This window comes from Bacillus sp. TH50 (assembly GCF_016650565.1).
Classification (GTDB): Bacteria; Bacillota; Bacilli; order Bacillales; family Bacillaceae_G; genus Bacillus_A; species Bacillus_A mycoides.
The window spans coordinates 2,833,973-2,852,010 of sequence record NZ_JAEKFM010000003.1 but is presented as its reverse complement, the minus strand read 5'-3'; the positions used below and the strand labels follow the sequence as shown (position 1 = coordinate 2,852,010).

Annotated in this window: 8 protein-coding genes; 4 read left to right on the top strand and 4 right to left on the bottom strand. The window is 35.4% G+C overall.

Annotated features, from left to right (window positions below; translation table 11 throughout):
• Window positions 1–12: 12 nt before the first annotated feature.
• From JFU23_RS14850 to map, 3 genes are all read right to left on the bottom strand, one after another.
• On the bottom strand, window positions 13–1,413 hold the full coding sequence (locus tag JFU23_RS14850) for a M28 family metallopeptidase (RefSeq protein WP_201032186.1): 1,401 nt from the start codon (window positions 1,411–1,413) through the stop codon (window positions 13–15).
• Between the two features lie 651 nt (window positions 1,414–2,064).
• Complete coding sequence (locus JFU23_RS14845; protein ID WP_201032185.1) at window positions 2,065–11,091, bottom strand: SpaA isopeptide-forming pilin-related protein; 9,027 nt, start codon at window positions 11,089–11,091, stop codon at window positions 2,065–2,067.
• An 832-nt stretch (window positions 11,092–11,923) separates the two neighbouring features.
• Window positions 11,924–12,718 carry a type I methionyl aminopeptidase gene (gene map, locus JFU23_RS14840; RefSeq protein ID WP_061673820.1) on the bottom strand — a complete coding sequence of 265 codons (795 nt, stop codon included), beginning with the start codon at window positions 12,716–12,718 and terminating at the stop codon, window positions 11,924–11,926.
• A gap of 157 nt (window positions 12,719–12,875) precedes the next feature.
• Here map and JFU23_RS14835 point away from each other — a divergent pair, with 157 nt between their 5' ends.
• The 4 genes from JFU23_RS14835 to JFU23_RS14820 are packed head-to-tail and all read left to right on the top strand — an operon-like array spanning window position 12,876 to window position 16,239.
• Window positions 12,876–13,778, top strand: coding sequence for an ABC transporter ATP-binding protein (locus JFU23_RS14835; RefSeq protein ID WP_201032184.1), 903 nt, complete (start codon window positions 12,876–12,878; stop codon window positions 13,776–13,778).
• The gene (locus JFU23_RS14830) at window positions 13,775–14,509 is read left to right on the top strand and encodes an ABC transporter permease (protein ID WP_201032183.1); all 735 of its coding nucleotides are present in this window, start codon (window positions 13,775–13,777) and stop codon (window positions 14,507–14,509) included. Before JFU23_RS14835 ends, JFU23_RS14830 begins: the two co-directional genes overlap by 4 nt.
• Window positions 14,510–15,640, top strand: a complete 1,131-nt coding sequence (locus JFU23_RS14825; RefSeq protein ID WP_201032182.1) for a sensor histidine kinase — start codon at window positions 14,510–14,512, stop codon at window positions 15,638–15,640.
• Window positions 15,637–16,239 (top strand): response regulator transcription factor, encoded by a 603-nt coding sequence (locus tag JFU23_RS14820; RefSeq protein WP_085312865.1) that lies wholly within the window; start codon window positions 15,637–15,639, stop codon window positions 16,237–16,239. The genes JFU23_RS14825 and JFU23_RS14820 overlap by 4 nt, the downstream gene beginning before the upstream one ends.
• 38 nt (window positions 16,240–16,277) lie before the next feature.
• On the opposite strand, the gene JFU23_RS14815 is transcribed toward JFU23_RS14820, so the two are convergent.
• On the bottom strand, window positions 16,278–18,038 hold the full coding sequence (locus tag JFU23_RS14815) for a M4 family metallopeptidase (RefSeq protein WP_201032181.1): 1,761 nt from the start codon (window positions 18,036–18,038) through the stop codon (window positions 16,278–16,280).

Here is an 18,038-nt window from a genome sequence, read left to right as displayed (position 1 = left end):
TCTTTTAAATGATTAAGCAGCTTTCTGTTCAGTTTGAGCAACAGGTTTTTGAAGGGTGTTATAAACACCAGTTCCGATAACTTCCAATGCCATTTTCATACGTTCAGGAGAAATGTTTTCTAATACATTATCTTGAGGCGTGTGATATACCTTTTCGATATGATAGATTAATGGATTCCAACTATCGACGCCCATCCAAATAAATAGTGCAGAAGGAATACCCACTTCAGCAAATGGTACGTGATCACTAGAGCCAAATTTTCCTTGGAGAACGAGATCATTATTTAATTGTTTACCTGCTTGTAAGGCAGCATCTGTTACAAGGTTTGTTGAGCCATCAGGAGTCATTGCATATAAATTTTTTGCTTTATCATAATTTGTTGCAACCATGTCTGCGTTAAAGACACCTAAAATTCGATCACGTTCCTTTTGGGACAGACTATTAACATAATAATCAGAGCCAAGTAAGCCAGTTTCCTCAGAACCAAAAGCAATAAAACGAACTTCTTTATCAGTTTCTACATTTTGAAAAGCACGAGCCAGTTCTAATACTAATCCTGTACCAGAAGCATTATCATTTGCCCCAGGTGCTCCAACGACACTATCGTAGTGTGAACTTACAACGACAGCCTTTTCATTACCTGTGCTATTTTTGGGTTTCTTTTTAGCGATGACATTTAAGGATGTTAAATTAGATTCATGTCTCGCTTTTAGGGAAAGAATTGTTGTCTCTTTTTTAGCGAGTTCTTCTTTAAATGCATTTCCTTGAGCATAAGCAAGACCGAAGACAGGGATAGCCTGTTTTTTAGTTAAGCGAGGATTGAAAGTTTGTCCATAGTTTCCGCGTCCGCCAATTAAGCTGTATAAAAGAACACCTTTTGCCCCTTTACTAACAGCATTTTCAACCTGTTTATTATAATCTGCTACGGTTGCAGCTCTTTCGAATAAAACAATTTTTCCGTTTACCTCATTTGGAATATCGTCTAATTTTGTACTACCTTGAACAAAGATAAGCGGAGCTGTAACAGCTTCTGTAGAAATTAGTGCATTTGGAGCAGCACCAGCTTGCCAATTACGCTTTGTCCCTAATGGTGATTCGATAAATCCAACGTATTGATCCGGCACTTGAAAGGGCTGATACTCTACTTCATATCCCATTGATTTAAGCTTCATACCAACATAACGAGAAGCCCATTCTTCTGATTTTGTACCACCCGGACGGGGACCGATTGTTTCGGATAAGAAACGGATATGCTCGATGGCGCGGTTTGCATCAACTTGTTTTGTAATAGGTGGAGTCTGTGTAATTTCTGACGTGGAATTAGCTTTTGCTTGCCCGATTGGAGCTAAGCTAACGGCGAGTGATACAGCAAGCAAGGAGCTTACTATTTTTTGTTTCAGTGATTTTCTCATTTTTTCCTCTCCCATTCTTCTATTCTCTCTGACTGACAAAAGAAGACGGATAACGACTATATCCCGCTATTTTTGGGCAGTAGAACCCCCTTCTCAAAATTCAGCTGTAAAGCAAAGAAGTTAGATGGGAGATTAACTGCCCGTAAAAGCCCGATTGGTGTGAGCTAATAATCAATGAGGGATGGACAAAACCCTCACTGATTAAAGTTTCACTTTATCTTACCTTTATATATCTGAATTTTCAATAAATATATATTGAGAAATAAAAACGCTATATGCACATTTGCATATTTTCAGCGGATATATGTATGCTATCATTTTAAATGAAGGATCGCTTTCTGTTTTGAAGGCTCCTACATTGCATGAATCTAGTGTACCCAAACTTTAGATTATGTAGGGAAAAGAGATCCGTTATAGGATTTCTTTTCTTTTGTTTTGTTTCAATCATATGATGGTAACTATGTTTCCGCATTTCATAATTATCATCAGTGATATATGTAAGGCATCCATATGAAAATACGAGGCTGTTCAAGAGTTTTCCGTACTTTTGGACAGCCTCACCCCGTTAAAAAGACGATACTTTATGTATCGTCTTTTTTGCACAAAAAAAAACAGCCAATCAATTAATAAATTGATTGGCTGTAAAATATATTATTTATACTGTTTTTTACGTTTTGTGGCTAAAATACTTAACAATCCAGCCAGTAGAAGAACGATACCTGCTGCTTGTGTATGATCTTCTTTATGACCTGTATTTGGAAGTTTTTTATCTGTATTTTGATCATCTTGCTGTTTGTTTGTCTGTGTTTCAGGATTTCCTTTTTCTAGTTCCTCGGAAGTTTCTTTTCCGTGAGTCTCAGGATTTCCCTTTTCTAGTTCTTCGGAAGTTTCTTTTCCGTGAGTCTCAGGATTTCCTTTTTCTACTTCTTCGGAAGTTTCTTTTCCTGGTTTCTCCTCTTTATTTGGAGGAGTAATTGGTTTATCATCTCCACCTGGTGAAGATTCGATCTTCTTATTTGAAACTGTAATTTGTAGTGGTGTAGCTTGAGCTTTTTCAATTGTAAAGCTTATCGGTGAAGCATCTAATTGATAGCCTTCAGGAGCCTTTGTTTCCACTAATTGATAATTACCAGGTTTCAAATCATTTACGATTAATTTACCGTGCCTGTCTGTTTTTAGGCCTTCGCGGATTATTTTTCCATCGTAGTCTAAGATATTGAAAATGGCACCTTCAAGTGTTCCACGGTGATCAATATCAACTTTAGTTAACTCAATTGAACCTGTTGTTAAGTTATTTAAAGCTTTAACAGAGGTAACCCCAGATTGTCCCTTCGTAATTGTGAAAGGAATTGGCTTAGCACTTAAATCATAGCCAGTAGGAGCTTTCGTTTCAACGAATTGATAGTCTCCTGGACGTAAATCAGAAACGCTAATTTTCCCATCTTTATCAGTAGTTAAATCAGTACGAACATCGTGTCCATCCTTATTAACAATTTTAAATACCGCACCCTCAAGTGTTGTGTTTTCTTCAACATCGTCAATTTTAATTAACTCCACACTACCTTTCGTTAAGCTATTTGTAGCTGTAACGAAGACATGTTTTGTTTGACTTCTTTCAATTGTGAACTTAATCGGATCTTCATTTAAGTCATAATGTTTCGGAGCTTTCGTTTCAATAAATTGATAGTCTCCAGGTTGTAAGTCTTTAGCGATGATTTTTCCATCTTTATCGGTAACTAAATTTGTACGAATGTCGTTACCGTTCAGATCAGTAATTTTAAATACCGCACCTTCCAGCGTTTCTTTCGCATCTAAAGAGTCAACTTTCGTTAATTCCACGCCACCCTTTGTTAAGCCATTTTTAGCAGTAACAGAAACTCGAGTTGATTGGCTTTTCTCGATAGTGAAAGGAATCGGTGTTTTATTTAAATCATAATCTTTAGGAGCTGTCGTTTCTACGAATTGATAATCTCCCGGTCGTAAATTGGAAGCAGAAACTTTCCCGTGTTCATCAGTAGTTAAATTTGTGCGAACAACTTTACCTTTCGCATCAACGATGTTAAATACCGCACCAGAAAGTTTTGTATCTGGGTTTACATCATCTACTTTAATTAACTCTACAGCACCTTCAGTTAAGCTGTTAGTAGCAGTAACTTGCAGCTGTTCTTTTTGGCTTTTCTTAACTGCAAATTTAATTGGTGTATCATTTAATTTATAGTGTTCAGGAGCTTTCGTTTCAATAAACTGGTAGTCTCCCGGACGTAAATCAGGAACAGCAACTTTACCATATGCATCTGTCGTAAGATCAGTGCGAACATCATTACCGTTCATATCAACAATTTTAAATACAGCACCTTTAAGGACAGTACCATCAATATCATCTACTTTAGAAAGCTCGACTGCACCTTTCGTTAAACTGTTTTTAGCAGTAACAGAAATAGGTTCAGCTTGTCCTTTTTCGATTGTGAATGGAATTGGTTCTTTATTTAAATCGTAGTGTTTCGGCGCTGTTGTCTCGATAAATTGATAATCACCAGGACGCAGGTCAGAAACGCTAATTTTACCTTGTTGATTCGTGATAAGATCTTTGCGAATCACATCGCCATTCATATTAACAATTTTAAATGCTGCGCCCTCAAGAGTAGTGCCATCGACGTCATCCACTTTAGAAAGTTCCACGCCGCCTTTTGTTAAGCTATTTTTCATAGTAACAGTAGCGATACTTACTTGGCTTTTCTCAATTGTAAATACGATAGGTTTTTTATCTAAATCGTAATGTTTAGGAGCTGTTGTTTCGACAAATTGATACGTGCCAGGACGTAGGTTCTCAACAACGATTTTTCCTTCATCATTTGTTTTTAAATCTTTTTGAAGCAACGTACCGTTTTGATCCAGTAAATCAAATACAGCATTAGCAAGTTTTGTTTGATCGTTTAGATCATCAACTTTAAGTAGTTCGATACTACCTTGTTGTAAGCTATTTTCAGCAGTTAAAGAAATAGCTTTTTTCTGTCCTTTTTCGATAGTGAAACTGATAGGTGTTTCATCTAAAACGTAATGCTTTGGAGCTTTCGTTTCGATGAATTGGTAATCACCAGGACGTAGGTCTTTAACTTTGATTTTCCCTTGTTCATTTGTAACAAGGTCTGTATGAAATACATCACCATTCATATTAACGATTTTGAATACCGCACCTTCAAGAGTAGTGCCATCAACATTATCTACTTTAGAAAGTTCAATTGCACCCTTTGTTAAAGCATTCGTAGCCGTAACATGAAGAGTTTCAATTTGGCTTTTCTTAATTGTAAATACGATAGGCTTTTTATCTAAATCGTAATGTTCAGGAGCTGTTGTCTCAACGAATTGATACGTACCAGGACGTAGATTTTCAACAACAATTTTTCCTTCACTATTTGTTTTTAAGCTTTCTTCAACTAGCTCTCCGTCTGCATCTAATAAATTAAATACAGCGTTAGCAAGTTTTGTATCGATATTAATATCGTCAATTTTAGTTAATTCAACGCTACCCTTTTTTAAAGTATTTTTACCTGTAACAGTGATCTTTTTCGTTTGACTTCTTTCAATTGTAAATGGAATCGGTGTTCCGTCTAACACATAATGTTCAGGAGCCTTTGTTTCAATAAATTGATAGTCTCCAGGGCGTAAGTCAGAAACAGAAATTTCGCCGTTGTCGTCTGTAACAAGGTTTGTATGAACTTCCTTACCGTCCATGTCAACGATTTTAAAGATTGCGCCTTTCAGCATCGTACGATCGATGTCATCGATTTTTGTTAAAGTGACAGCACCTTTCGTTAAGCTGTTTTTAGCAGTAACGGTAATATTTTCTTTTTGACTTTTTCCGATAGTGAACGGAATAGGGTCTTTGCTTAAGTCATAGTCTTTTGGAGCTTTTACTTCAATAAATTGATAATCTCCCGGACGTAAATCAGAAGCGGTAACTATACCGTTCTCATCAGTCGTTAAGCCTTTGCGAATTACCTTTTTAGTGTCATGAGCGTCAACGATTATAAATTCCGCACCTTCAAGTGTAGTGCCATCAACGTCATCTACTTTTGTTAAAGTGACGCCACCTGTAAGTAAACTATTTTTTACAGTGACAGGTACAGGTAAATCTGCCTCGTTACCTTTTTTAATCGTGAACTTAATAGGTGTTTGATCTAATTTATAATGTTCAGGGGCAGCTGTTTCAATAAATTGATAATCCCCTGGTGCTAAATCAGGAATAACTAATATTCCGTTTTCATCTGTTGTTAAATCTTTCATAATTTCCTTGCCAGTTGCGTCTTGTAATGTGAATACCGCACCAGCAAGAGTTATATTGCTTTCCACATCATCTTCTTTAATTAGTTTGACTTTACCTTTCGTCAAGCTATTTTTAAATGTAAGTGGAAGGAGTTCTTTTTGACTCTTTTCAATTGTAAATTCAATAGGCTCTATATTTACATCGTAGTAAATAGGAGCTTTTGTTTCGACAATTTTGTATTTGCCAGGACGTAAATCTTTTACTACTAATTTTCCCTCTTTATCAGTAGTAAGGTTTGTATGAACGTCTTCATCTTTGTCGTTAACGATTTTAAATACGGCATCTTCAAGTTTTTCTTTATCGTTTAAAGAATCTACTTTCGTTAATTCGATACCGCCTTTAGTTAAGCTGTTTGTAGCTGTAATAGATTTTGTAGCGGTTTGACTTTTCTCGATAGTGAAATCAATCGGTTTCTTGTTTAAATCATAGTGTTCAGGAGCTTTTGTTTCGATGAACTGATATTTACTAGGACGTAGTCCAGAAACAGCTATTTTACCTTCTTTGTTAGTAATAAGGTTCATATGAACATCTTTTCCGTTTTCGTCAACGATCTTGAAGACTGCTCCTTCAAGAGCATTTCCATCCACATCATCCACTTTTAATAGTTCAACATTACCCGGTACTAAACGATTTTCTGCTGTAACAGTGATGATTTCTTTTTGGCCCTTCTCAATTGTGAAGTTGATAGGTTCTGTGCTTAGTTTATAATGCTCAGGAGCCTGTGTTTCAACAAATTGATATTTGCCAGGACGTAAATCAGAAACCTTAATTTTCCCTTCAGCATCTGTAGTTAAGTCAGTACGAACATCTTTTCCGTGTTCGTCAATAACCTTGAAGACTGCACCTTCTAGGGATTCTTTCTTATCAACGTTATCAACTTTTACTAATTCAGCGTCACCTTTCGTTAAACTGTTCTTTGCAGTAACAGAAACGAAGGAGGTTTGACTTTTTTCAATAGTGAAATCAATCGGTTCTTTATTTAATTCATAGTACTTAGGAGCTTCTGTTTCGATAAATTTATATTTACCAGGCTCTAAGTTTTTAACGATTAACTTTCCATCTGATCCTGTTTTTAAGTTTTGTTGAATTGTATCGCCTTTTTCATTGACGATTTTAAATACCGCACCTTCAAGAGTTACATTTTCTTCAACGTCGTCAACTTTCGTTAAAGTGACGCCACCTTTAATTAGGTTATTTTCTGCTTTGACAGAGACCGCCTTTGTTTGTCCTTTTTCAATTTCAAACTTAATAGGTGTCGGGTCTGTAACGTAATGAAGAGGAGCTTGTGTCTCAACAAATTGATATTTGCCAGGACGTAAGTCTTTTACTTCAATATATCCATCTTTATTTGTTGTTAATTGTTCATAGCCAGGGATTACTTTACCTTTTTCGTCTTGTAAGCTAAAAATGGCACCTTCAAGAAGTTTCTTATTCTCATCAAATTTCGTTAAGATGACTGAACCCTTCTTCAGACTATTTTTAGCAGTTACATTAATTACTGTTGTTTGATCTTCTGAGACAGTAAACCAGATTGGTTGGCTATTTAGATCATAATGAACTGGAGCTTCGATTTCTTTTAATTGATAAGTTCCAGGTTTCAATGGGTCTACAGTAATTTGTCCATTTTCATTAGTTGTTAATTTTTCGTAGCCAGGAATTACTTTGTTATTTCTATCTAGTAAGGCGAAAACTGCACCTTTAAGTGTTTCGTTATTGTTCAGGTCATCAACCTTTGTAAGCACAGCTCTACCAACGAATTTCTTATTGCTAAGTTTGTATGTTGTCGTTTCTTGTGAACCAAGTTCAACAAGTCTGCCTTGCTTTAAATCCCAGCTAATTACATACCCTGCTGGGGCCTTCGTTTCTTTTAATAAATATTTATCGCGTTTTAAGTTATTAAACTTAGCGATACCGTCTTTGTCTGTTGTTATTTTACGGATAACGGTTTTCCCTGTACGATCGTATAAAGTAAATTCTGCTCCGGCCAATGGTGCGTTCTTATTGTCGTTATCAACCTTTATAATTTCAAGGTTTCCGCGGCCTTTAGTAGCAGATCCTCCGCCCGAACCGGAAGACATTCGTACTTCAATCGTTTCGGTAGTTTCCGTATTCGTTACTGTTAACTTATTGCCTGCGATTTTCGCTTTATTACTTATTTTTTCTCTATCGTCTGCATTAATAAGTGAACGATATTCTAAAATATAAGCTCGATCAATTTTTTTCAAGAAGGCAATTTCGAAATGTTGCTTTCCGGTCTTATTGTCTGTTGTGATCGTTAACTTATAGTCTGTTCCTTTTTTTAATTCATTTGCTGTATCTTTTGTTAAATTCCCATATGGATCAACAGTAGTCGGGTATAAGTGGAATGAATCTTCCACAAGCACTTGATTATCTGTTGGATCGTCTGTTACAACCGCGTCTGCGATGGTTGATTGGCTTTCATTAATTGCGATACTCCAATTAATATAGTTGTCGTCTTGTACAGCTTTTTTTGTGACGAAGCTGCCACCTTTATTTACTTGAGCATCACCTTTAAGAGTGTTAACAATTTTAGAGCCATCTTTTAAATCGGCCTCGTTGTTGTAGGTAGCTTGGATAAGCTCACCATCAAGGCTTGTTTTAAAGATAATATAATAAGGTGAATTAATTGATTGTTTGAAATGAATCTTTAGGGTGTTGTTATTTTTATCTGTAGGTTCTTCAAGTTCATATTGCTCAGTTGGTACAGCATTACCAGGTCTTGCATTATCCGGGCTTCCATTTAAAATCATGTCACGTACTTCAATGGATCCTGGTACTAACTTTTGTTTATCTTTTATTACGTCTATAACATAAGGGTCTTTAATCTCAACATTATTATAATTGAAGCCTATTATCCAAGTAATTTCCTTTGTTTGGGCATTATAAGAACCGTATTTATATCCATTCGCCTTTGTGAAAGTATCAGGATCAAAATTCGCTGCATCTTTATTTGATTGTGGCTTAGAATCCGTATCTATCCAAGATAAGTTACCTGTATTTTTAAATGAAGTTTGGCCACTTTCTAATTTTGTATAATCAAAGTCTGTAGTATATTTTACGACTAATGTCTTTGTCATATTAGACTGATATGTACCTATAAGAGTAATATTGAAACCTTTATCCGTCACATCTAAAACATAGTCAGTCCCAGCTTGAAGAGTATAATCTCCGTCTTTAATTTCTAGTTTCTTATCTTTTAATTGCAATCCACCATGATCAAAGGTATCCGTAATGGTCGCGTTGTTTAATGGATAGTTGTTATTATTTACTATAATTGTCCAAGTTGTTGTTTTGTCTTTGTAGTTTGTTTCAGCTTTATTATTAGATTTAATAATGTTTTGCTGCTTGAAGCTAGCCTCATTTTCTTTACTTGAACCATTATCTGCGGTAACTGTATTTTTGACTTTTCCATCTTTTATGACTTTATCAGTTGGCTTTGTTTTATAAGTGATTACATAAGCACTGTTAATATCTTCATTAAATTGTAAATCGAACCCATTGTTCTTTTTGTTTACAGTGTAATTATTAGCAGTATCACCAGTCACAAGTTTTCCTTTATCATCATAAGCAGCATTTTTTATGACAATAGAATTTTCATCGAGTTCATGTGTATTGTCAAAAATATCTTTTAAAAGCGCATCTGTTTTTTTGATATCTCTTTGATCACCATTGTAAGTAATTGTCCATTCAATCATTTGCGTCTTTGGATCATATTTACTTGTTTTGTTTAAATGTGTACCACGAGAAACCGTTACAGTAGCACTTACATTTTGTTGCTTTTGATTATCACTCGTTATCGCAACGTTATTTTGGAAGTTTGTTACATTTTCATCAGTGATTTTTGTGGCATATTCGATTTGGTATGCTTTATTGATGCTATCTTTAAAAGCAATCTCCAATTTTGAACCATCTGATGAAGTGATTTTGTAATCTGCTGGATCAGCTTCTGCACCACGTGTTGCGTTCCCATTAACATCAACTTCTAAATAATAAACTTTAATAGAATCTTTATTTAAGCTTGTACCTTGTGGGATGTTATCTTTAAAAACAGCATTTTTAAGAGTATCTTTCGTTTTATTTATTTCTACTGTCCAATTAATTTCATTTGTATTAATTGGCCTATCAGGTAACCCTTTTTTATTCGTAGCTGTTTGTACATTAGGCTTAAAGTCAACTGTAATAGAAACATCTTTATCTTTAATTGGGAAAGGAATTTCTTGTGTTGTTGTACCTTTAATTTCAACTTTATTAAATTCTGTCTTTAATTGTAGATTACCAGCAACATCTGGATGTTCTTCAACATAATCGTTGAATGTCATCGTGACTTTTCCTTCTTTTGTAACAGTAAAGTTCCCAATTGGGTTGTTGTCGCTATCGTATAAAGGACTGTTAATTGTATTGTGAATTTTAAAATGTTTAGGAAGATCAAAAATATAGTAATCTCCACTTTTTACATTCATCGATTTTAAAAGTTCCCATGTAAACTCAATGTTGGCAGGGGAATCTGTACTTGGACGGTTATCCTCTATAAATGGTTTTCCGTCTTTGTCCGTTAACTTTACACCCGTTAAAATATTTGTTGTTATTTGCTTTGGACCTGAATTTTTATTCTCAGCAGGATTGCTTGCTAGATTTTGTTCTGGGGTGTCAGTGTCTTGTTTAGCTGCTGGGTTTTGCTCCGGATTGTCAGTAGCAGGTTTAGCTGCTGGGTTTTGTTCCGGATTGTCAGTAACAGGTTTAGCTGCTGGATCTTGCGCTTGTTTATTAGTATCCTGTTTGGTTTCATCTTCTTTAGAATCTTCTACTTGAACAGGAACTGATATAGGATGAACCATTGTTCCTAAAGGAAAAGCGATTTGAACTGATTTTTCTCCAGTTTTTAAAGTTGGATTAAATACAGTTTCAAGTTTAATTTTACCTTTAGCATCTTTTGAAGTTTCTACTTGATCATTAAATATTAGTTTCAGTTTGTTATCTTTAGCTGTCACAAAATATTGACCAATATTTTTTTGATCAACCACCAAATCTCCTTGCGTATCTTTAGATACTTTTAATGCAAGTGGTATTTGAAGCACTGCTGTATCGTTTGCATGTAAAACTTGAGAATCTTTTATTGACCAAGTATATTCTAACTGAATGGTTGATCCTATCTTTATTAAGTTTTTAGGATTTAATGCTTCGTCAATAATATGATTAGTTGCATCTTTCATTTCAACAGTGTCAAATAATGAATTACCTGTTAAGGATTCCGCTCTCACTTGATTGTATGGAAAACTAGCAAGCTGCGAAAATAGTACGAATATAATTAAACATGCATTGAAAAGTTTTTTCATTGTTCCTCCTTTGTTAATCCTTCTATTGTATAAAACTGAATTTTGAAGGGCTTAGTTATTATGGATCAATGGATTTTGGATTGTATGATTCCTCCTTTACTACGTATGCTCTTTGACAAAATTATTCATATTCAAAGTAATATAACGTAAAACAAAATGTATATTTTAATAATGCAGAGAATTAATATACAAATTTCGACAAAAAATGTCGAAATAAATACTGATAAGGAATGATATCAGACCTTTATAGGACGAGATTTGTTGTGTGGATTTCCATAAAATAGGCGTATGCAAAAAATATTCAATGAGCTGCTTAACCTATTTTCTGATGAATACCATTCTTCAATAGATAAAAAATGGTTATAAAGGTAAGTTTTACGATACATGCTAACCAAAGTAATGTATCCCATTGTGAAGGCTTGTTTTTCGCCTTAAAGTTATGTGGAAATAAAAAATCTCGATAGGGTTGATTTTGGTCAGGATGAAGACAATATGTACTTTGAAAATAGCCAACTATTTTGTCTAAAGAGAGTTGTACGATTAATGGACCGAAGTTACGATACGATTGTTCCTTTCGTCATTAGAGGAATATAAGTTGTTTGGAATATCCGACCAAATCGTTACTACGGTCATTTTTGGAGCTGTTTTACATAATAAAAAGAAGGTATTTTATGTCTTAGCGCGATTATCTTTTGGCAAAGATAACCCTAAATAACCTCCGCTAAAAATTATATACTTAAATGATAAAGAGTTCAATAATAGTCCGTATATTTTCCAAAAATGTAAAAATGACCGTTTCAGTAGAAGGAATCTACAAAACGGTCATTTTATATTATATTTCTGTTAAGATAATCGGTTCACCGCGTGTTACAACAACTGTATGTTCACATTGTGCAACAAGGCTTTTATCTGGTGTAACGAATGTCCAACCATCATCACCGCGCTCAATAATATGATCAGCTTTCATAGAAATAAATGGTTCTACAGCGATAACAAGGCCGTCTTTTAGAAGCGCATTATCCATTGGATCATAGTAGCTTAAAATGTGGTTTGGAGCTTCGTGTAAGCTAAGACCAATACCGTGACCAGTTAAGTTTTGGATTACATTATATCCATTTTTATGTGCAAAGTTAGAAACAGCACGACCAATTTGATTTTGTTTTGAGCCAGCTTTTACTTTTTTCATTGCTTCCCAAAATGAGTCTACTGCTGCTTGGCAAAGTTTTTCTTTTTCTTCATCGTCGCCAAGAACAAATGAGATACCTGTATCTGCATAATATCCGTCAAGTGCTGCTGATACGTCTACGTTTACTAAATCGCCTTCTTTTAATACGCGATCGCTTGGAATGCCGTGAGCAACTTCTTCGTTTACACTAATGCAAGTTACACCTGGGAATTTATATTCTTTTTCAGGCGCTGAAATAGCACCGTGCTCATCTAATACTTTTTTACCAATTAAATCAAGCTCTTTCGTTGTCATACCTGGCTTCGCTTGCTTTTTCATTTCTTCGCGTGCAAGTGCAACGATGCGGCCGATTTTTCGTAAACCTTCTAAATCTTGTTCATTACGAATAATCATGAAAACCACTGTCCTTCCTCGAATATATGTCTTATCCGATTGTATCATGTTTATTTTTGTACTGCTACTCGCGTGCGGTATGCGGGTTGATTCCTCTCATAAAGAATACATGACAATTGTCATATTGATGTCATGACGCATCATACTGTTTCCTAACTTTTCCAGAGCATACAATGTAAATATAAGAAACGGCGGGGGTGGAGAGATGGAAAAGATTATTGAAGTAAATGGTGTTTCTAAAACATTTAAACATAAAAAAGCAGTAAATAACGTTTCATTTCATGTAAATAAAGGGCAAATAGTAGCATTACTCGGTCCAAATGGTGCGGGGAAAACAACGACAATTTCAATGATGCTCGGATTAAAAGATCCGACAGAGGGGAATGTCTCTATATTTGGAAAGAGTCCGAAGCATAGAGATGTTCGTAATAGCCTTGGTGCGATGCTACAAGAAGTAAGTGTGATTGATAGTATCACGGTAGAAGAGGCAATTGAGTTATTCCGTAGTTATTATACGAATCCTGTAGAGAAAGAAACATTACTGCAGCTATCGAACTTAGAATCAGAACGAAAGCAAAGATGTGAGAAATTATCGGGCGGTCAAAAAAGAAGGTTAAATTTTGCGGTGGCACTTGCAGGGAATCCAGAGTTGTTATTTTTAGATGAACCAACTGTAGGGATGGACATAACATCTCGAAAAACGTTTTGGGAAACGATTAGAAAATTAGCAAGTGAAGGGAAAACGATTATTTTAACAACACATTATTTAGAAGAAGCGGATGCGCTAGCAGATCGAATTTTATTATTTGCGAACGGAAAGATTATCGCAGATGGCACACCAGATGAGATGAAAGCGACGATTTCTAGAAAAACAATCTCGTTTTATTCGAAAGAGAAAATTCCTAAGAGTTTACTAAAGGAATTACCGCATGTAACAGAAGTACAGTCAAATGAAGGGCGCTTCACTTTAACGACGGAAGATACAGATGCCACTTTACAAGCAATTTATCAGAGGAATCTACCTGTAACAGACGTTTCAGTTGAACGTGGAAGCCTCGATGAAGCATTTGAACAGTTTGTTGCAAATCAGAAGGAGGGAATCGCATGAGAGCATTATGGATGCAATGTAAAATAGAGGTTTTACGTACGTTCCGCAATAAATTATTCATCTTTTTCTCATTATTAATGCCAGTTATGTTTTATTACATCTTTACAAATGTTGTTCAAGTCCCGCAAAACGGAGATGCATGGAAAGCACATTATTTAATTTCAATGGCGACTTTCAGTATTGTAGGGACTGCCCTTTTTAGTTTCGGTGTGAGACTTTCTCAGGAAAAAGGGCAAGGATGGACACATCTTTTAAAAATTACACCACTTCCAGAGGGGGCATATTTAGCAGCTAAAATTATTGCCCAAACAGTAGTGAATACTTTTTCAATCTTAGTTATTTTTATGGCAGGAATATTAATTAATAATGTTGAGTTAACAGTAGGTCAATGGATTGGTGCCGGATTATGGTTATTATTAGGCGTGACACCATTTTTAGCACTCGGAACAGTAATAGGTTCAATTAAGAAGGCGGATGCAGCTGCTGGCCTGGCTAATATTTTAAATATGAGCTTAGCGGTAGTTGGCGGATTATGGATGCCGATAGAAGTATTCCCAAAAGTATTAAGGTCTATTGGAGAATGGACACCGACATATCATTTTGGTAGTGGGGCATGGGATATTGTAGCTGGGAAGTCAGTTGGGTGGGAAAATATCGCGGTACTAGGAGGTTATTTCCTTATATTTGTTGTAGTATCAATATATATAAGAAAAAGACAGGAAGCGGTATAAATGATAGAGAAGAAGAGGTTTGAAGTTTTTCCGAAACAGATGGGTTTCTTCCCGTATATGTGGCTCGTGTATTTATTATTTCCAATCTATAATTTAACGCAAGTATCAGGATGGAAGCTTGTAATAGGGATCGGTATGTTGATAGTCTTCACCGTCACATACCGTCAACTTTATTTTGTTAACAAAACGTTCATTTTGTGGGCGTGTATTCAAATGGTGCTCACATTCTCATTTGCTTTATTTTATAATCCCTTCATGATATTGTTCGGATATTTTACGGCGAGTGCGATGGGATTTGCGCCAAGTAAGAAGGCATTTCGTGTGTTGTTATGTTTATTAGTTGTAATGCTTGGAGCTTTTATATTTGTAAATGTTAATCAACTAACAATCCCGAGTTTAGTGAATATAGTTCCAATGTTTATTTTAATGCTTCTTACGCCATTTGGAATGCGTAATTTTAATCAAAAAAAGATGTTGAAAAATCAATTAAACGAAGCAAATGAACAAATTAAAGACTTAGTAAAACGTGAAGAGCGCCAGCGAATTGCAAGAGATCTTCATGACACGTTAGGACACACATTATCTCTTATTACTTTGAAAAGTCAGCTCGTGGAGAAGTTAATTGTGAAAAATCCAGATCGTGCAAGTATGGAAGCGAAGGAAATTACACAAACATCTCGCACCGCTTTAAAACAGCTGAGAGAATTAATTTCTGATATGCGTATGATTACAGTGGAAGAAGAACTTGAGCAAATAAAAGCGATTTTGCAAGCTGCCAATATTGAATTAGAAGTAAAGCAAGAGGCTAATTCTAGTTCGCTATCGCCAATTGAGCAAAATATTTTAGGCATGTGTTTACGTGAAGCTGTTACGAATGTAGTGAAGCATAGTAAGGCGACAGTGTGCATTGTTTCTATATTAGAATCACAAGGTGAATTGATTTTAAAAGTAGAAGATAATGGCGTCGGTTTAGAGGAGCAAAATCATGATGGAAACGGCATTCGTGGTATAAAGGAACGAATGGCCTTAATTGACGGTCTAGTGGAGCTAGATACGATTAATCCGGGGACGCTGTTAACAGTGAAGGTTCCAATTGTAATTAGAACAGGAAAAGATGAGGTGAGGGCATGATTCGAATTATTATTGCAGAAGATCAGCGAATGCTTCGTGGTGCGTTAGGAGCCCTGCTTGATCTAGAGGATGATATTGAAGTAGTTGGTCAGGCTGCGAATGGGGAAGAGGCGTTAAAATTAATTGAATCGTTAAAGCCGGATATAAGTATTATGGACATTGAAATGCCGATTCAAAGTGGATTGGATGTTGCTGAAACTTTAAAGAAAGAAAAATCATTATGCAAAGTAATGATTTTAACAACATTTGCAAGGCCAGGGTATTTTGAAAGGGCGATGAAAGCTGGTGTGCACGGATATTTGTTAAAAGATAGCCCGAGTGAAGATTTAGCCGCAGCAATTCGTAATGTAATGAAGGGAAAACGAGAGGTTTCTCAAGATTTAATGTTTGGTTTATGGCAGGAGCAAAATCCATTATCAGATCGTGAAAAAGAAGTATTGTTACTTGCTAAAGAAGGAAAGACGGCAAATGAAATTGCGAAAACACTTTATCTTTCACCGGGTACAGTACGTAATTATATTTCCGAAGTGTTAACGAAGCTCGACGCAAAAAATAGAATTGAGGCAATTACAATTGCGGAAGAAAAGGGATGGATATAAAAAGAAGTTTACCTATAGTCGGTAAACTTCTTTTTTTCTTATCTTCCTTGTTGTACTTCTACTACTTTATTAATTTTTGCTAGTGCTTTATATCCATGTGCTTGAAAAGCCTTTTCGAATTCTGTTGCTGTCGTATTACCATATAAGTCTTTTGCAGCTTGTACAATGTGAGATTGAAGTGATTCAAAATCTTCTGCTGAAGTTGCGTAGTTTTGCAATGCACGCATAACAACTTTACTTACTTTTTCATTTCCGTGTCTTTGAACAGATATACCGTTATACGTTTTACCTTCAGCTAATTGATATAATACATGGCTAATGATTCCGGAATTCACATGAGATTCTTGATTATTTCCATCATTATGGAAATCTTGTAAGTTTGTGTATAGTTTGTTGCCGCCGTCACCAATTTCCCCTGGGATGTCACGAATTGTTAGACCACCTAACGTATCACCCATAATCCAATTTCCTTTATCTTTCTTTACGTAATATTCTATTTGTGTACCCCAAAAATCTGCTAAACCTTCATTTAGCGCAGATGTTTCAGCACTTGGATATCGCACAATTTTATTTTTCGTCGTACCACTAAATACAGCATGTCCAAATTCATGGGCTGTTACGTCAAGAGCAGAGGTTAATTTTCCATTTAGCCCGTCACCAAAGACCATTTGATTCCAACCTGGATGCCAAAATGCATTTACATAGTTTTCTTTTACACCATCACTAACTTCAGTAGAATCAAATCCATGGACGCTAGCAACAACTTTTGAGTCTTTATTATCGTAACTTTTCAGATTATGTTCTTTCTTAAAATAGTCGTAAATATCACTCATATTTTTCATAACACCAGCTGCTTCTTTATCTAAGAAGTTAGAGTTATCGCTTGAAATAAGTGTCCCTGGATAACCAGCTTGGCTATCGCCACCAAGAGAATCAGCGTAGTTTGCGTTGTAAATATAAATACCATTTCCGCGGGATAAATCAGCTAAATAAAATTTTCCATCAGAGCCTTTCGCAATATTAAATAATACATTTTCTTGTAGCGCATTTTTCCCAGTTCCTTGTTCTTTCGCTGGTGATAGTTTAGGTGCTGTTACTTGATTAATAGTTTTATTCTCTTTATTTTTAATAAACTTTTCTTGGAAAAGTACTTCACCAGTTTGTAAGTCCATGATTGCATTTCCGTTTATAACTTGTTCATTGTTTTCATAAGTAAATGTAAGGACCGTTGCGTATGTATAGTAGCCATCTTTTTTCTTATAAACTACCGTTTCGCTAGAAAATTCTGTTTCTGTCGCATCACTTGGAATTTGAAGTATATTGCGTAATTTAGATTTTACTTCATTTTTCGACAAAAAATTTGTTATAGTAAGATTAAGTTGTTGGTCTAAATTTTGGGCAACTTTACCACTAACAGTTGTAATTACTCCATTTTTATCTACTTTTACAATGAGATCTTGACCATATACTTTATAGTTTTTGTATGTTTGTGCAAGGCGTAATTCGGTTTGATTTTCTTTTGTTTCTGTATTTGTAGGTTGAAAATCGACATTCTTTTCAGTAGTAACTTGCTCTTGTTGAGCTTTAGCCCCATTTACCTCACCTTTTAAATACTTTTTAGCAATATTCTCTTTTGTATCGTTTTGAGGTTGTGTTAATTTTCCGATTGTTAAACCAGGCTGAGCAATTTCAACTTTCACTTCATTTTTATCTAATTCTTGAGCGTGAATAACTTCTGTTGATAAAGGACAAAGAAGACCGAATGTAACGAAAGCACTAGCAAGTTTTCTATAATTCAT